Genomic DNA, 16,553 nt, shown 5'->3' on the forward strand with positions numbered 1-16,553 from the left:
CTCTCCGTGTTAGTTACCAGCAACGTCACTATGCAGTTTGGCAGTAAGCCGCTGTTCGAAAACATTTCCGTCAAATTTGGCGGCGGCAACCGTTACGGCCTGATTGGTGCCAACGGTAGCGGAAAATCCACCTTTATGAAGATCCTCGGCGGCGATTTAGAGCCGACGCTGGGCAACGTGTCGCTCGATCCGAACGAGCGTATCGGTAAGCTGCGTCAGGATCAGTTCGCCTTCGAAGAGTTCACCGTGCTCGACACCGTGATCATGGGGCACGCGGAGCTGTGGGAAGTGAAGCAGGAGCGCGATCGTATCTACGGTCTCGCCGAAATGAGCGAAGAAGACGGCTATAAAGTGGCCGATCTGGAAACCCAGTACGGCGAAATGGACGGCTACTCCGCGGAAGCGCGTGCGGGCGAGCTGCTGCTGGGCGTGGGTATTCCGGTTGAACAGCATTACGGCCCGATGAGCGAAGTCGCGCCAGGCTGGAAGCTGCGCGTGCTGCTGGCACAGGCGCTGTTCTCTAACCCGGACATCCTGCTGCTCGACGAACCAACGAACAACCTGGACATCGATACCATCCGCTGGCTGGAGCAGACTCTGAACGACCGCGACAGCACCATGATCATCATCTCGCACGACCGTCACTTCCTGAACATGGTCTGTACGCACATGGCGGATCTGGACTACGGCGAGCTGCGCGTATATCCGGGCAACTACGACGAATACATGACGGCAGCCACCCAGGCGCGTGAACGTCTGCTTGCCGACAACGCCAAGAAGAAAGCGCAGATTGCGGACCTGCAATCCTTCGTGAGCCGCTTCAGCGCTAATGCCTCTAAATCCCGTCAGGCAACATCGCGTGCCCGTCAGATCGACAAAATTAAGCTGGAAGAAGTGAAGGCCTCCAGCCGTCAGAACCCGTTCATCCGCTTCGAGCAGGACAAGAAACTGTTCCGTAACGCGCTGGAAGTTGAGGCGCTGACCAAAGGCTTTGATGAAGGCCCGCTGTTTAAAAACTTCAACCTGCTGCTGGAAGTGGGTGAGAAGATTGCCATTCTGGGCGCCAACGGCGTGGGTAAATCTACCCTGCTGAAAACCCTGGTGGGTGAACTGCAGCCGGACAACGGCACCGTGAAGTGGTCTGAAAACGCGCAGATTGGTTACTACGCGCAGGACCACGAATATGAGTTCGAAAACGACCTGACCGTCTTCGACTGGATGAGCCAGTGGAAGCAGGAAGGTGACGACGAGCAGGCGGTGCGCAGCATTCTGGGTCGTTTGCTGTTCAGCCAGGACGACATCAAAAAGCCGGCCAAAGTGCTCTCCGGTGGTGAAAAAGGCCGCATGCTGTTCGGCAAGCTGATGATGGAAAAACCGAACATTCTGGTGATGGACGAACCGACCAACCACCTGGACATGGAATCGATCGAATCGCTGAACATGGCGCTGGAGATGTATCAGGGCACCCTGATCTTCGTCTCTCACGACCGTGAGTTCGTCAGCTCCCTGGCGACCCGCGTGATCGAAATTATGCCAGAGCGCGTGGTGGACTTCACCGGTAACTACGAAGATTACCTGCGCAGCAAAGGTATCGACGGCTAATTTCCCGTCGTCTTTCACGCTGCAGATGCGTTGGCTGCACCTGTTCACCCCGGTCACTTACTTATGTAAGCTCCCGGGGATTCACAGGTTTGCCGCCTTCCTGCAGCGCGAAATACTTAGGGAAAGGCGTCGTGCCTTTATCCCCTCTCCCTGTGGGAGAGGGCTAGGGTGAGGGCATCAGGCCGCACTACACCACCCACTCGCTCCCTTCAACCCCGTTCACCCGCAGCGTACGTTTTTCCCCTACAGGTAATGACACCTTCAGCGCCTTCCACGCCGGACGATAATCCCCGCGCGCGTTGACCTTCAGGTTGATGGTTGCGCCATCACACTCCATTTCCCATTCCACCCACAGCGCATTGCCCTTCTGATAGCCCCAGCTTTCACCGTCGTCTTCAAATAGCAGCCCCGTGGTTGTGCCGACGCCTTTAACCGGGAACAGCTTCAGCTCGCGGGTCGTATCTTTTTCAGCACTCACATGCGTGATGCGCTCGCTCAACGGCAGACCGGCCCCGGCGCGCACCAGCAGCGGCAGTTTTTCCAGCGGCGCATCAAGGACGATGGATTGCCCGCCCGCATACCACGCGTGGGTGTAAAAATCGTACCAGCCCGTTTCGTTATCTGGCAGCCAGACGCGGCGCTCGCGCTGCCCGGCTTCGACGACGCTGGCGACCAGCAGGTCGCGGCCCAGCAGGAAGTCATCGCACTCTTCGAAGGTCTGCGCGTCGTGCTCGTGGTCGAGGAAGGTCGGGCGCAGCATCGGCTCGTCGTCGGCGTGCGCCTGCCAGAGCAGGGTGTAGAGATACGGCAGCAGGCGGTAGCGCAGCTCAATGGCGCTGCGGATCGCAGGGGTCACGCCCGGGTACATCCACGGCTCGTTCACGGTGCGATCGTCATTCCAGGAATGGATGGTAAAGCGCGGGTGCATTACGCCGTTCTGCACCCAGCGCACGAACAGCTCGGCGTCCGGCTTGTCGCCGGAGAAACCGCCGACGTCGTGCCCGACGTTGAATAATCCGGACAGGCTCATGCCCAGCCCCATGCGGATGTTATAGCGCAGGGTGTCCCAGTTGGTGCGGTTGTCGCCGCTCCAGGTCTGAACGTAGCGCTGCATCCCGGCGCAGCCGGAGCGGGAGATGAGATACGGGCGTTTTTCCGGCGCAAAGCGCTGCTGCGCTTCCAGCGAGGCGCGCATCATCAGCAGCGGCATCACCGGGCGAATGTGCTTGATGGCGATCTCCTTGCCGAAGCCAAAGCAGCGGGCTTCCCCGTCCCACACTTCATACTCGTTGTTGTCGTTCCAGGTGGAGTCGATGCCCATCTCCAGCAGCTGCGTGGTCACGCCGTTCTGCCACCACTGCACCGTCTGCGGGTTGGTAAAGTCGAGGTGCGAGCCTTCGTCATCCCAGAAGCTGGAACGTTCAGGCGCATCGGTTTCTGAATCACGGATGAACAGGCCGCTCTCCGCCACTTCGTTATAGCGGGGATGATCCTGCAGCAGGCACGGCTTGATGTTGGCCGCAAGCTTCAATCCCGCGTCGTGGAAGGCCTGGCTCATCGCCTTCGGCTGCGGCACCTTGTCGTAGTTCCAGTTGAAGACGTAGCGCTTGCCGTTGATGGAGGTATAGCCGGACGAGAGCTGGAACGAATCGCACGGAATGGCGTGCTCTTCGCACAGGCGGATGAAGTTCATCAGCTGGTTTTGCGCGTCCGGCGCGTCGGTGTAGTGCATGGTCGAGCCGCTGTAGCCAAGGCTCCATTTCGGTCCGAACAGCGTCTTCCCGGTCAGGCGCACGAAGGCTTTGGTGACGTCCAGCGCGCGCGCGCCGGTAAAGAGGTAGTAATCAATATCGCCCGCTTCCGCCTGCCAGCGGCGATAGGCGGTGTGATAGTTGTCGATCTCGTTGCCCAGATCCAGCCAGCAGCTGCTCAGGTTGTCGTAGAACAGGCCGTAGCTCACGTCATCGCGGCGGGTGAGGGTAAACGGAATGTGCTTATAAAGCGGATCGGTGCTGGCGGCGTTATAGCCCATCGCGTCCAGGTTACGCATCTCGTAGCGTTTGCCGTTGCGCTGCAGATCGCCCGCTTTCTCGCCCAGACCGTAGAAACGCTCATCCTTGTGACGGCTGAGATAGTGCGCCACGCCATCGCCGTGTGCGTTCAGCAGGTAGGCGCTGGTCGGGCGATCCTGGACCAGCGGCTGCCATTCGCCCGCATCATTACGGTAGTGCCACTCCAGCCACAGGGGCTGGTGGACGGTCACGCGCAGCTGCTCGGTTGCCACCGTCACTGCGTCATCCTGCTGCGTCAGGGTCCAGGCCGGGCAGGAGAAACCGCTCAAGTCGTCACGACGGCGGCCTTCCCACGGCACGTCTTGTTCCGGCGCGATGCTCCAGGTGCGGTCCAGCGCCAGCTCGCCTTTGCGTTTGATCAGCACGCGGAACAGGTTCTGTTCCAGCACGTACAGGCACAGGCGGTGCTGATTATCGACCAGCAGCTCCAGATGATTCGCAGACTGCTTATCGACGGTCCAGTTTTTCAGGGTTTTCATATGCAATACATCCACTATCAGGCGCGCTTGGCGCGACGTTCAGCAATAAATGCCACCAGGAAGAGAGCGCCAATCAGGTCAAAGAAGCCCATGGCAATAAAGAGCGGGTTGAAGCCGATTTTGTCGGCGGTCACCCCGATTAATAGCGAGAACAGGAAGCTGGCGATCCACGCCGCCGAGCCGCGCATGCCGTTGACGGTCGCCATCTGGCCCTTATCGAAGGACTCCACCACCAGCGCGCTCAGCATGCAGGAGATAATCTGGTGCCCGAAGCCGCCGATGGAGATCAGTACGATGGTGATATACGGGTCGCGGGTCACGGCGACGATGGCCAGAGAAATCATCAGAAACGCGCCGGTGACGGAGCTTGCCACCACCGAGTTCACGCGGGAGCAGCCGAACCAGCGGGTGTACAGACGCGTCAGGTAGCCGCTTGCCACGCTGCCGAGGTCGGCGGCGAGGAAGGGCAGCCAGGCAAACATCGCAATCTGCTTCAGGTCCATGCCGTGCTCTTTAGCGAGGTACAGCGGCACCCAGAAGCTCAGCACCGCCCAGGCGGGTTCTGCCATAAAGGCCGGGATGGCGATACCGTAGAAGCGTTTGTTTTTCGAGACGGTTTTCAGCGCGGTCAGGAAGGGCAGCTTGACCGGTGCGGGTTCGTTATCCTGCTTAATAAACGCCAGCTCGTCGCGGCTCAGGTTCGGGTGCTGTTCCGGGTTGTGGTAGAACGCCCACCAGAGGATCACCCACAGCAGCGCCAGCACGCCGGTAAACATAAACGCGCCCTGCCAGCCGAACGACGCGTGAGCAAAGTAGATGATAGGCGGGGCCAGCATCGCGCCGATGGAGAAGCCCACGCCTGCCCAGCCAGCGGCAACGGGACGTTCCGATTTCGGGAACCATTCGCCGATGGTTTTGGCATTCGCTGGCGTGGCGGCAGCTTCGGAAGCACCCATAAAGAAGCGCAGAATCGCCAGGTGCAGCCAGCTTCCGGCGCCCGCGTGGAAGATACACATCAGCGCCCAGATCCCGGCGCAGACCATAAAGCCAATCTTCAGGCCGATAACGTCGATCAGCCAGCCGCACAGGGGCTGGAAAATGGTGTAGGCGATCTGAAACGCGCCGACTATCCAGGAGTACTGCTCGGTGGTGATCCCGAGGCTCTCTTTCAGTTCCGGGGCGAGGATCCCAAGTGAGTTACGGGTGATGTAGTTAACGGTGACGCCAAGTAAAAACAGCACCAACACGTACCAGCGCAAATTCTTAATGACGCGACGTGTTTTGCTTGTCGCAACGGTGTTATTGATGTCCTGACTCATTTTACTCTCCACAAGACGGACGGTAAGGGGACGGAGGTTCAGGTGTCACACAGATTGTTATGCCTTTGATTTCTATCCGCTTAGAATGCTCAAGTTGCTATACAACTAGTATGGAAGCTGTGTGACAAGTTCACCTTAGGGAAGAAAATGAGAGGGCAAAAGTGGATTTTGTGCAAAATTTCTCATAACTGACGTAAACCCTCTGGCATGATGGTCTTTATGTCAGTTATTGCCTGATGAACACGCTATGAAAATTTTTTCATTTCGCAAATGGAGCCAGATCACAAAATGGACAAAAGGCTAAAAATCACCGAAATCGCCGCCCGTACCCAGCTCTCCATCAGTACGGTTTCCCGTGTGCTGGCAGGCAAAGCGAATACCAGCGAAAAGGCGCGGGCTAAGGTGCTGGCGTGCGCGCGGGAGCTGGGGGTGATGGACGGCATGGCGGCGGGGCGTCTGCTGCTTAACAGCCTGGTGGTTTTTGCCCCTCAGCGTGCCTTCGACGAGCGGTCCGACATCTTTTACTACCGCGTGATCCAGAGCGTGAGCAAAGGGCTTGCCTCGCACGAGGTTCGGCTGCGCTACTGCGCGCTGGAGGAGAACGACAGCGACGCCCAGATTTTTCTGGCACGCATGAACGAGCCGGATACCCAGGCGGCCATTCTGCTCGGTATCGACGATCCGCATATCCACGATCTGGCGGTGGATGTGGGGAAACCCTGCATGCTGATTAACTGCCGGGACCGCCGCATGCGCCTGCCTGCCGTTGCCCCGGATCACCGTGCTATTGGCGAGCGGGCGGCGGAGTACCTGTTCGAGATGGGGCACCGCGAGGTGATGAACGTGCTGTGCCTGCGTCGCTACACCATGGAGCTGCGCCTGGCGGGGATCCGCGACGCGTGGCACGCCCATAATCTCAGGTTTAACGACAGGCGCGACCTGTTGGTGGTGCCAAGCTTCAGCGCCAGAGAGACGGAGCAACTGGTGAGCGAGTGGCTTAACCAACAGAAGGGAAAAGACCTGCCGACGGCGTTCCTGGTAGGCGGGGACTTTATGGCGGCAGGCACCATCAGCGCGCTGCAAAATCACGGTCTGCGCGTGCCGCAGGACGTCTCGGTGATGAGCATTGACGGCTTTAATCTGGCGGCGATTCAGGATGTGCCCTTAACGGCGGTGCATGTTCCCCGCGACGAGCTGGGAACGGAAGCGGTGCATATGCTCCAGCAGCGGCTGATGCGCCCGGACGCGCCGGTAGGAACATTGCTGCTGAACGGCACGCTGGCCGTGCGGGAATCGGTACGGCGGATACGTCAGGGGAAACGACGCACCGCCGTGGAGCGGGAAGGGCTGTACGACAGTTAAGCCATGCCCAGCGCGCGCTTGCCGTGGATATTGAGATCGTTCACGGTAAAGCGGCCCTGCCAGCTTTTTTCATAATCCTCGCGCGGAAAGTCTCCCGGCGACGCGCCGGTCTCCAGCGCTTCCTTGACCTTTTTCGCATAGGCGAGGTTCTTCTCGCACATTGGCGCGGCGGGGATGTACATCACGTTGCCCCAGCCCTGCTGATTTTCCACCGGCGCGACGGAGTGGATCACGTCGCAGTGCCACCACACGGAATCGCCCGCCTCCAGCGCCGGAATGCTGGTCAATGCTTCGACAAGCAGCGGGTGCCACTTCTCGGAAATCGGCAGCACGCGCCCCGGCGCCACGCCGCAGAGTTCGTCTTCCGGCACGTCGTCCAGCAGCGGACGCAGCAGAATGTAGGCCATTGCTTCCGGGATCGGCACCACGTGCAGCAGCCCCTGGCCGGGGATCATGTCCGACAGCGCCGTCCAGCCCTGGAAGGTGCGGAACACCGAGCATTTGGTGGTGTTATCCACGGTGTATTCTTCCACTTCAGTACGGTGCGCGGCGTTCCACGGATCGTATTTCTCGACGTTGCCGTCAAACACGCGGGCAAACACCTGCTGGTAGGCAGGCAGCAGCCAGCGCTCCAGCGCGCCGGAATCGGTGTGCGCGCCCAGCCCTTTTGAGGTGGTTCCCGGCGGACGGCGGCGAATACGGTCCGGGTAAATCACGCTCACGTCAGGGTCGAACCACTGCTTACCGTTGCTCTCGAATGTCCATAAACGGTTCAGGAACGACTGCACCTGCGCCATCTCTTCACTCTGGCGCGCCTGCATTTGTGCCTGGGACCAGTAGATCGGGTAAATCTCCGGGCGGGAGGCGGTTAAGGTGCCGAAGAAGTTGTCGCCCGGCCCTTTGTACACCTCGTCAAACTTGTTCAGATCGAGATAGTCGAGCATCGACCGATCCCACGCCAGCGCCTGCTCGCGGGGAAAGTGACCTTTAATCACCGCGCAGCCGCGGCGCTTAACGGCCTCGCGCTGAGCGTCGGTAATCGTGCCGTTTTTCACATCTGCAAACGGAATCACCGGCCAGACGGATTCGCCTTTATTTTTCAGGGCGTTGATCTCCGCCACGCGGGTGGCGATTTTATCGCTGAGCTTGTCGAACACCGCCTGCACGTCGCCGATCTGCGCGCGTAACTCACGTTTTAACTGACGGATTGCCGCTTTGTGGTCCGCTGGCAAGGTTTCACTGGTAAAGGTCATAACAGCCTCGCATCTTTCATTCGAAAGTAAAAATATCTACAAGTGATACTTTAAGTTAAAAATAAGTTAATGCAAGTTTAAAAACTTGACGCAAGCCACAGGTCGGAAAAAGAGTGAGAGGCCGGAGCGGGGCTCCGGCGAGGAAAGGATCAGACGTCGAAAGGAGAGTGGTTGTCGAGCACGGCCTGAATGACGTTCAGCGCGCCCTGATGGTTGTTATCGTCGGTGCTGTAGCGGCTAATGTCTTTAATGCTCTGCGCCGCGTTGCCCATCGCAAAAGAGTATTTCACCAGCTTCAGCATTTCCGCGTCGTTGCCGCTGTCGCCAATGCCGACGCACTCCTGCGGGGAGATTTTCCAGCGTTTTAGCAGGCGGCTAATGCCGTTGGCTTTGTGCAGGCCGGGGATAATCAAATCGACAAAACCGAAACCGCTGGTGACCGGCTTCATGATGCCGTCAAGGGAGACGTGCAGTTTATCGACCAGGTTCGGGATATCGCTGTCCGGCAGGTTCAGGGAGAACTTAAACAGCACGTCGTCGATTTCGCGGTAATCGCTGATGCGTTTTAAGCGGTGATAGTGCTTTGACATCAGCGCCACGAAGGCGTCTGGGGCTTTGTCGCTGACGTAGGCGCTCTCCAGACCGCAGGCTACAAAGTTCAGCCCTTCGTCTTTCAGCAGTTCGCCAATAACGATCTGCGACTCATGGCGGGTCAGCTCGCCGTGGAAAACCTGTTCGCCGTGGTCGAACACCAGCGCGCCGTTCTCCGCCACGAAGGAGATCTGCTCTTTCAGTTCGGGGAAGAAGGAGATGAGCTGGTAATACTGGTTGCCGCTGGCGACAACGAATTCAATATTGCGGGATTTAAGCTGCTCAAACTGTGCCTGGAAGCGGTCACGATCGTACTGCTTGGCATCATCAAGGAAAGTTCCGTCCATATCGGTGACGATAACTTTAACGGTCATACTGTGCTCCTGGGTCACTGCGTTTTGAAACATTCTAATAACAAGGTGACGGGGAGCACAAATTTAATTTCGAATGAAAGTCAGAAAGCCGGGTGGCGGCTTCGCCTTACCCGGCCTACGGGGAGACTCTGTAGGCCCGGTAAGCGCAGCGCCACCGGGCGTTTTCTTACAGCGTATGCTCAGTACGGGCGATAATATCGTCCTGCGCATCCGGCGACAGGGCGGTGAAGAACGCCGAGTAACCCGCCACGCGCACTACCAGGTCGCGGTACTGGTCCGGGTGCTTCTTCGCTTCCAGCAGCGTTTCGCGGGAGACAATGTTGTACTGAATATGCCAGCCCTTGTGCACCTCGAAGAAGGTACGCAGCAGTACCATCAGCTTCTGTCGGTCGCTGTCGTTTTCCAGCGTCGACGGATTCAGCTTCTGGTTAAGCAGCACGCCGCCCAGGATCGCCTCGGTAGGTAGTTTACCGACCGAGCCGATCACCGCCGTCGGGCCGAGGTGGTCCGTACCGGAGGCCGGGCTTGCCCCTTCCGCCAGTGGGGTATGCGCCTTACGTCCGTCCGGCGTCGCCATCGTCGCCGCGCCAAACGGCACGTTCGCGGAGATGGAAGAGGTGCCTGCGTAGTAGTTACCGCCAATCGGGCCGCGGCCGTAGCGCGGGTTGTGGTACTGCTTCAGCTCCTCAATGTAGGTCTGATAGGCTCGGGTCAGCAGCATGTCCACGCTGTCGTCGTCGTTGCCGTACTTCGGCGCGCCGTTGATCAGGCGCTGGCGCAGCTGCTCGTGGGTCAGCCCGTCGAAATCATCCGCCAGCGCCGCCGCCAGCTGCTGCTGACCGATAGCGCCCTGCTCAAAGACCAGCTTTTTCACCGCTGCCAGGCTGTTGCCGAGGTTGGCGATACCCACCTGCAGGCCGGAGACCCAGTCATACTTCGCGCCGCCCTGCTTGATGCTTTTCGCGCGCTCGATGCAGTCGTCCACCAGCGCCGAGCAGAGAATATCGTGGACGTTCTCTTCCAGCATGGTATCCACCACGTACTCGATCTCGATGGATTTGCGGGTGTAGTAGCGGATCTGGCTGTCCCACGCCGCCATCACCTCATCGAAATTGTCGAAGTTCCCGGCAGAGAGCGCTTTCTCCTGCGGCAGGAATACCTTGCCGCTGGTGGCGTCGCGGCCGCCTTCCAGCGCCGCCAGCATGACGCGGGCAAAGTTGATAAAGCTCATGCCGGTGCAGCGGTAGCCCCACTTGCCGCCCACCGCGGTTTCGATACAGCCGATGGCCGCGTAGTCATACGCATCGTCGCGCTCCACGCCAAGCTTGATAAATTCCGGGATCACGATTTCATCGTTGTTAAATGCCGGCATCCCGAAGCCGCAGCGGATCACCTGCACGCAGGCGTCGAGGAAGTCGTTGCTCATGCCCGCGTGATAGCGCACGCTCAGGTTCGGCTGGGTGGAGCGCAGGCGACCGCAGGATTCCAGAATCGCGTAAGAGAGCGGGTTCACCGCATCCATCGGCTCGCCGTTAACCAGCTTCTGACCACCAATGGTGACGTTCTGGTACAGCGGGCTACCGGCGGAGGCCTTGGAGTGCGAGCCGGAGCGGATCTTGTTCACTTCCAGCAGCTTCAGCCAGCAGCTGTGCAGCAGCTCGATGGCGTGCTCGCGGTCCAGGCTCTGGTCCAGCTCCACGTCGCGGCGGTAGTACGGATAGAGATACTGGTCCATACGCGCGAAGGAGACGGAGTGGCCGTTGGACTCAATCTGCAGGATCAGCTGAATGAAGTAGCACAGCTGCAGCGCCTGCCAGAAGGTTTTTGGCGGCTCGTGGGCAATCACGTCGCAGTTTTCCGCCATCGCCAGCAGCTCGTCGCGGCGGCTTTCGCGGGTTTCCGTAGACGCCATCTCACGCGCCAGGTCGGCGAAGCGTTTGATGTGCAGGCTGACGGCTTCCAGCACGATATCAATTGCCTTCAGGAACTGATCGCCGTGCAGGTCTTCCAGCACCGTCAGGTTGATGCGCGAGCGGCGCTCGTCCACTTTGGCGCGCAGGCCGTCGAGACCTTTCTCCAGCACCAGCGGGAAGTTTACCGCCAGGTGCGCGTCGCCGGAGGTCATGTTGCCTTCGGCTTTGATGATGCCGGTTTCCAGCAGGCCTTTCTGCTCGTCGGTGAACATGCCGTAGCAGCGGTCCTGCACCGTCTGGCCGCGCCACCACGGGCAGATTTCATGCAGAACACGCTTGTTCTCTTCGCTCACCGCGAAGCCCGCACCCGGACGGTCCGCCAGATCGTCAATCTCTTTCTCAATCCAGGAGACGGTATATTCCGGGAAGATCGGCGCGGCGCGCACTTCGCTTGCCTGGTTGCCGATAATCAGCTCGTCGTGCTTGATCCAGATGGTGCGTTCCGCCAGGTGATGTGCCAGCGCCAGCGCGCGACGCACCGGGATCGGCTTGTCCATGTGCTGCTGGTACATTTCGGTGTAATGCTGCGCGCGCTCGGTACAGACCGGCGGCTTGACGATATGCACCAGCGCCATTTTATGCGCTTTAATACGTTCGCTGAGGGTGTTGAGATTCAGGGTGGTCATAGGTTTATCCTCGTAAGGTCGCGGTTAACCCTTTCTGGCAGGCGTACTGCTGCGCGAAATCCAGCAGGGCAGGGTTATCCAGCGGTTTGTCAGGGGCAGAGTAGGGTTGGCTGAGCAGGGTGTATTTGTTCATGCCCAGCGTGTGATACGGCAAAAAATGAATATCATCGACGCCGAGTTCGTCGGCGGCGAAGTTGGTAATGGCTGTGATGGACGCTTCATCGGCGTTAAAGCCCTGGATCAGCGGCACGCGGATGGTGATCTTTTTCCCGGCAGCGGCGAGGCGCTTCAGGTTGTCCAGGATCCGTTTGGCCGAACCGTCGGTCCACTGTTTGAACACCGCTCCATCGACGTGCTTAAGGTCGGCAAGGAACAGATCGACGTACGGTAATGACGGCTCGATATAGTGCCACGGCACGTGAAGGCAGGTTTCGACGGCGGTGTGGATACCCTGTTCGTGGCTGGCCTTGAACAGGGCGTGCGCCAGCTCCGGGTTCATAAACGGCTCGCCGCCGGAGAGGGTGATCCCGCCGCCGCTGCGGTCATAAAAAGGTTTGTCGCGCAACACGGTGGCCATGATCTCGTCCACCTGCTTCTCTTCACCGCAGACGGTAAGCGCCTGCGTTGGACAGCAGTCGGTGAGGGCATTAAGCGTCTCTTCACTCAGCTTTTCGCGGTGGATGACCAGGCCATTGAGCGCGCGTTCGATACAGCCCGGTGCCGCCAGCTGACACAGGTCGCAGCCTTCCAGACACAGGCGCGCGTCAAACAGTACGTCCCGGCTGCGCGAGCGGCTTTCCGGGTTCTGGCACCAGCGACAGCCCAGCGAGCAGCCTTTCAGGAACACTACGGTTCGAATACCGGGGCCGTCGTGGGTGGAGTAACGCTGAATATTGAAGATCATATTTTTGCCCTCAAGTTGCATATGAAGATTAAATGACTTTCGAATGAAAGTTATCTTGATGCAGGTCAACTCTTGAGCAGGTTTTATCGTGATAGGGTAAGTGCAGGCTAATTTTGAGGGTGACATCATGGAACTTTATCTCGACACATCTGACGTTGCGGCAGTCAAAAAGCTGGCGCGTATCTTCCCGCTGGCGGGCGTGACCACCAACCCAAGCATCGTTGCTGCCGGTAAAACGCCGCTCGACGAGCTGCTGCCCGCGCTGCACGACGCGCTGGGCGGCAAGGGGCGTCTCTTCGCGCAGGTGATGGCAACCACCGCCGAAGGGATGGTGGAAGACGCGCGCAAGCTGCGCGCTATCATTAACGACCTGGTGGTGAAGGTGCCGGTGAGCGCAGAAGGGCTGGCGGCGATTAAGATGCTGAAAGCGGAAGGGATCCCGACGCTGGGCACGGCGGTGTACGGCGCCGCGCAGGGGATGCTGTCCGCCCTGGCCGGAGCAGAGTATGTGGCCCCTTACGTTAACCGCGTGGACGCGCAGGGCGGGGACGGGATCCAGACCGTGATTGAACTGCAGCAGCTGTTGGCGCTGCACGCGCCGCAGTCAAAGGTGCTGGCCGCGAGCTTTAAAACCCCGCGTCAGGCGCTGGACTGCCTGCTGGCAGGGTGCGAGTCCATCACGCTGCCGCTGGACGTCGCGCAGCAGTTTATTACTTCCCCTGCGGTGGATGCGGCGATAGTGAAGTTTGAGCAGGACTGGCAGGGAGCGTTTGGACGGACGTCTATCTGACGGGTGCGGCCTGATGCCCTCACCCCAACCCTCTCCCAAAGGGAGAGGGAGCAAACACTAAAACGGCAACCTGAAGGTTGCCGTTTGCTTTAACCTCCGCAAACCTCACACCCCGGATTGCGCATCAGCTTCATCTCGCGGAACTGACAGGTCATCGCGTCATACATCACGATTTTCCCCGCTGCGGGCGTGCCGTAGTGCGCCAGCACTTTGATCGCTTCCATTGCCTGCAATGAGCCAATCACGCCGACGAGTGGCGCCATCACGCCCGCCTCGACGCAGGTCAGCGCATTCTCGCCAAACAGACGGCTCAGGCAGCGGTAGCAGGGTTCACCATCCGCGTACGTGAAGACGCTGATTTGCCCCTCCATGCGGATCGCCGCGCCGGAGACCAGCGGGATTTTGTGGGCAAAACAGCCCGCGTTCAGCTGGTTACGGACGGCGACGTTATCGGTGCAGTCGAGCACCAGATCGTGCTGCGCAATCTGCGCGAACAGCGCGTCGTCATCCAGCATCGCGTCAATCAGGGTGAACTGAACGTTGGGGTTGATGCGCGCCAGCGCCGTGCGGGCAGAGTCCACTTTCGGCTGGCCAACCGTCGCGTCGCTGTGCAGCGTCTGGCGCTGCAGGTTGGACACCGAGACGGTATCGAAATCCAACAGCGTCATCCTGCCCACGCCCGCCGCCGCAAGATACTGCGCGGCGGCGCAGCCCAGCCCGCCGAGACCGACGACCAGCACATTGGCTGCCTTAAGCGCTTCCTGGCCCTCAAAGTCAAACCCGCGCAGCACGATCTGGCGGTTGTAGCGCATCATCTCCTGGTCGCTCAGCTCCACCGTCATGTCAGCCTCCGAACAGGTGGTTAAAGCGCTCAACCTCAACCCATTCGCCGGCTTCCACGTTGCCGCGCTCGCGCTCCAGCACGATGAAGCAGTTACCCAGACTGAAGGAGCTGAAAATGTGCGAGCCCTGATGTCCGGTGGTGCTCACTTCGAGCTCACCGTCCGCGCCGCGGACCAGAATGCCGCGCTGGAAATCGAGACGACCCGGCGATTTTTTCAGGCGCGTAGCGGCACGCACGCGCAGGCGTTCCGGCAGCGGGCTGGCTTTGTTGCCGGAAAGCTTCGCCAGCAGCGGGATCGCCAGCTGGTAGAAGGTGAGTGCCGCAGAGACCGGGTTACCCGGCAGGCCGCAGAACCAGCTGTGCGGAAGCTTGCCAAACGCGAACGGTTTGCCCGGCTTAATCGCCAGCTTCCAGAAGGCGATTTCTCCCAGCTCTTCAAGCAGGGTTTTGGTGTAATCCGCTTCGCCCACGGAGACGCCGCCGGAGCTGATGACCACGTCGGCGGATTTGTCCGCCTCGATAAACGCCGCGCGCAGTTTTTCCGGGTCGTCTGGAATGATGCCGAGGTTAATCACCTCGCAGCCCAGCTGTTCCAGCATCAGGTGTACCGCCAGGCGGTTGGTGTCATAAATCTGGCCGTCCTGCAGCGGCTGGCCCGGAAGCTGCAGCTCGTCGCCGGTGGAGAAGACCGCCACGCGCACCTTGCGGACAACGTCAACTTCGGCGATGCCGAGCGACGCCAGCACCGGTAGTTCACCTACCGTCAATTTCTGCCCGGCGGCAAAAACGGTCGCGCCGAGGGTGATGTCTTCGCCCGTGCGGCGGATGTTCTGGCCCGCTTTAACGTTCGCGGTAAAACGCACGCCGTCGTCGGTCTGCTCGGTCTCTTCCTGCATCACCACGGCGTCGCAGCCCTGCGGAACCGGCGCGCCGGTCATGATGCGCACGCAGGTGCCAGCAGGCCATTCGCCGCTAAACGGCTGGCCCGCAAAGGCTTTACCCGCCACCGGCAGGGCGTTACCCGTCTGGAGATCCGCCAGGCGCACCGCGTAACCGTCCATCGCGGAGTTATCGAACCCCGGCACGTTCATCGGCGAGACGATATCGCGCGCGGCAATACGACCAAAACAGCGCATAAGCGGCAGCGTCTCAACGTCATGCAGCGGAGAAATACGGTCAAGCATCTGCGAGAGTGCCGTCTCAAGCGGCATCAGTCCGGCGGTAAAATCCATGGTGGGCTCCTGCGGAGTAACAACGAAAGCGCCCATTATGGCAGAAAAGTGCGGCTAACTGTATGACCCGATGGGTGTACGCTTTACATCACTGTTGCGTCTTTCTATATTCAAAAATCATCTGAAGTTTCATCGACGATAATGATATTTATAGAAAAAGCCGCGAATCAGGCTAACGGGTGATGCGAATGGTTAATGCGGTAATCGCAATTCATGGCGGCGCAGGGGCAATCACCCGTGCACAGCTCAGTCCCGAGCAGGAAAAGCGCTACATTGACGCACTGTACGCCATTGTGGAAACGGGCCAGAAAATGCTGGAAGCGGGCGAGAGCGCGCTGGATGTGGTCACCGAGGCGGTGCGCCTGCTGGAAGAGTGTCCGCTCTTTAATGCCGGAATAGGTTCGGTCTTTACCCGGGATGAAACCCACGAGCTGGACGCCTGCGTGATGGACGGCGTCACCCTGAAGGCGGGCGCCGTGGCGGGCGTGAGCCATCTGCGAAATCCGGTGCTGGCGGCGCGTCTGGTTATGGAGGAGAGCCCGCACGTTCTGCTGGCGGGCGCTGGGGCGGAAAAATTTGCCTTTGAGCACGGAATGGAACCGGTATCGCCGGATCTGTTTTCCACGGAAGAACGCTATCAGCAGCTGCTGGAAGCCCGTACGGCGGGTATAACGCAGCTTGACCATACTGCGCCGCTGGATGAAACCACCAAAATGGGCACGGTCGGCGCGGTGGCGCTCGATAAAGCCGGTAACCTCGCGGCGGCGACGTCAACGGGCGGCATGACCAACAAGCTGCCGGGACGCGTCGGCGACAGCCCGCTGCCCGGCGCGGGCTGCTATGCCAATAACGCCACGGCGGCGGTGTCGTGTACCGGCACCGGGGAAGTGTTTATTCGCGCCCTCGCGGCCTACGACATCACCGCGCTGATGGATTACGGCGGTTTAAGCCTGAGCGAGGCTTGCGAGCGCGTGGTGATGGAAAAATTACCTGCCCTGGGCGGCGTCGGCGGGCTGATTGCGGTCGATCGTGAGGGCAACGTGGCCCTGCCGTTCAACAGCGAAGGCATGTACCGCGCCTGGGGTTATGCCGGTGATGAGCCGAGTACGGGCATCTATCGTGAATAAGGGGG

At 59.8% G+C, this 16,553-nt stretch carries 12 protein-coding genes; 4 read left to right on the forward strand and 8 right to left on the reverse strand.

The window, feature by feature from the left end; genetic code table 11:
- Positions 1 to 6: 6 nt before the first annotated feature.
- On the forward strand, positions 7 to 1,602 hold the full coding sequence (locus DG357_RS07245; RefSeq protein ID WP_088204904.1) for an ABC-F family ATPase: 1,596 nt from the start codon (positions 7 to 9) through the stop codon (positions 1,600 to 1,602).
- Between the two features lie 187 nt (positions 1,603 to 1,789).
- On the opposite strand, the gene DG357_RS07250 is transcribed toward DG357_RS07245, so the two are convergent.
- Positions 1,790 to 4,153 (reverse strand): glycoside hydrolase family 31 protein, encoded by a 2,364-nt coding sequence (locus DG357_RS07250; protein ID WP_159087777.1) that lies wholly within the window; start codon positions 4,151 to 4,153, stop codon positions 1,790 to 1,792.
- Between the two features lie 17 nt (positions 4,154 to 4,170).
- On the reverse strand, positions 4,171 to 5,472 hold the full coding sequence (locus DG357_RS07255) for an MFS transporter (RefSeq protein WP_028012467.1): 1,302 nt from the start codon (positions 5,470 to 5,472) through the stop codon (positions 4,171 to 4,173).
- Positions 5,473 to 5,760: 288 nt separating this feature from the next.
- Between DG357_RS07255 and DG357_RS07260 the strand changes: the two genes are divergently transcribed.
- The gene (locus DG357_RS07260; protein WP_047368158.1) at positions 5,761 to 6,834 is read left to right on the forward strand and encodes a LacI family DNA-binding transcriptional regulator; all 1,074 of its coding nucleotides are present in this window, start codon (positions 5,761 to 5,763) and stop codon (positions 6,832 to 6,834) included.
- On the opposite strand, the gene DG357_RS07265 is transcribed toward DG357_RS07260, so the two are convergent.
- The 4 genes from DG357_RS07265 to DG357_RS07280 form a co-directional block, all read right to left on the reverse strand.
- A complete protein-coding gene (locus DG357_RS07265) occupies positions 6,831 to 8,087 on the reverse strand; it encodes a DUF1479 domain-containing protein (RefSeq protein WP_088204906.1) in 1,257 nt (418 codons plus the stop codon). The two genes, DG357_RS07260 and DG357_RS07265, sit on opposite strands and share 4 nt — an antisense overlap.
- 149 nt (positions 8,088 to 8,236) lie before the next feature.
- A complete protein-coding gene (locus DG357_RS07270) occupies positions 8,237 to 9,052 on the reverse strand; it encodes a Cof-type HAD-IIB family hydrolase (RefSeq protein WP_048999329.1) in 816 nt (271 codons plus the stop codon).
- A gap of 166 nt (positions 9,053 to 9,218) precedes the next feature.
- Positions 9,219 to 11,651: a formate C-acetyltransferase/glycerol dehydratase family glycyl radical enzyme gene (locus DG357_RS07275; protein WP_049138379.1), complete on the reverse strand. Its 2,433-nt coding sequence runs from the start codon at positions 11,649 to 11,651 to the stop codon at positions 9,219 to 9,221.
- A 4-nt stretch (positions 11,652 to 11,655) separates the two neighbouring features.
- Positions 11,656 to 12,555: a glycyl-radical enzyme activating protein gene (locus DG357_RS07280; protein ID WP_047368162.1), complete on the reverse strand. Its 900-nt coding sequence runs from the start codon at positions 12,553 to 12,555 to the stop codon at positions 11,656 to 11,658.
- Between the two features lie 127 nt (positions 12,556 to 12,682).
- Here DG357_RS07280 and fsa point away from each other — a divergent pair, with 127 nt between their 5' ends.
- Entirely contained in the window at positions 12,683 to 13,345 is a 663-nt protein-coding gene (gene fsa / locus DG357_RS07285; RefSeq protein ID WP_049138382.1) for a fructose-6-phosphate aldolase, read from the forward strand.
- 89 nt (positions 13,346 to 13,434) lie between these two features.
- On the opposite strand, the gene moeB is transcribed toward fsa, so the two are convergent.
- Positions 13,435 to 14,187, reverse strand: a complete 753-nt coding sequence (moeB, locus tag DG357_RS07290) for a molybdopterin-synthase adenylyltransferase MoeB (protein WP_048960857.1) — start codon at positions 14,185 to 14,187, stop codon at positions 13,435 to 13,437.
- A 1-nt stretch (position 14,188) separates the two neighbouring features.
- Positions 14,189 to 15,421, reverse strand: coding sequence for a molybdopterin molybdotransferase MoeA (gene moeA, locus DG357_RS07295; RefSeq protein WP_088204907.1), 1,233 nt, complete (start codon positions 15,419 to 15,421; stop codon positions 14,189 to 14,191).
- A 188-nt stretch (positions 15,422 to 15,609) separates the two neighbouring features.
- Here moeA and iaaA point away from each other — a divergent pair, with 188 nt between their 5' ends.
- Positions 15,610 to 16,548, forward strand: a complete 939-nt coding sequence (gene iaaA / locus DG357_RS07300; RefSeq protein WP_045260003.1) for a beta-aspartyl-peptidase — start codon at positions 15,610 to 15,612, stop codon at positions 16,546 to 16,548.
- Positions 16,549 to 16,553 lie beyond the last annotated feature (5 nt).

This window comes from Enterobacter bugandensis (genome assembly GCF_900324475.1).
GTDB classification, from domain to species: domain Bacteria; phylum Pseudomonadota; class Gammaproteobacteria; order Enterobacterales; family Enterobacteriaceae; genus Enterobacter; species Enterobacter bugandensis.

Excerpts from the sequence above, each read along its gene's own strand:
- moeA (WP_088204907.1), bottom strand. The coding sequence starts at position 15,421 with ATGGATTTTACCGCCGGACTGATGCCGCTTGAGACGGCACTCTCGCAG.
- DG357_RS07275 (WP_049138379.1), bottom strand. The coding sequence starts at position 11,651 with ATGACCACCCTGAATCTCAACACCCTCAGCGAACGTATTAAAGCGCAT.
- DG357_RS07260 (WP_047368158.1), top strand. The coding sequence starts at position 5,761 with ATGGACAAAAGGCTAAAAATCACCGAAATCGCCGCCCGTACCCAGCTC.
- DG357_RS07250 (WP_159087777.1), bottom strand. The coding sequence starts at position 4,153 with ATGAAAACCCTGAAAAACTGGACCGTCGATAAGCAGTCTGCGAATCAT.
- fsa (WP_049138382.1), top strand. The coding sequence starts at position 12,683 with ATGGAACTTTATCTCGACACATCTGACGTTGCGGCAGTCAAAAAGCTG.
- DG357_RS07280 (WP_047368162.1), bottom strand. The coding sequence starts at position 12,555 with ATGATCTTCAATATTCAGCGTTACTCCACCCACGACGGCCCCGGTATT.
- DG357_RS07255 (WP_028012467.1), bottom strand. The coding sequence starts at position 5,472 with ATGAGTCAGGACATCAATAACACCGTTGCGACAAGCAAAACACGTCGC.
- iaaA (WP_045260003.1), top strand. The coding sequence starts at position 15,610 with ATGGTTAATGCGGTAATCGCAATTCATGGCGGCGCAGGGGCAATCACC.
- DG357_RS07265 (WP_088204906.1), bottom strand. The coding sequence starts at position 8,087 with ATGACCTTTACCAGTGAAACCTTGCCAGCGGACCACAAAGCGGCAATC.
- moeB (WP_048960857.1), bottom strand. The coding sequence starts at position 14,187 with ATGACGGTGGAGCTGAGCGACCAGGAGATGATGCGCTACAACCGCCAG.
- DG357_RS07270 (WP_048999329.1), bottom strand. The coding sequence starts at position 9,052 with ATGACCGTTAAAGTTATCGTCACCGATATGGACGGAACTTTCCTTGAT.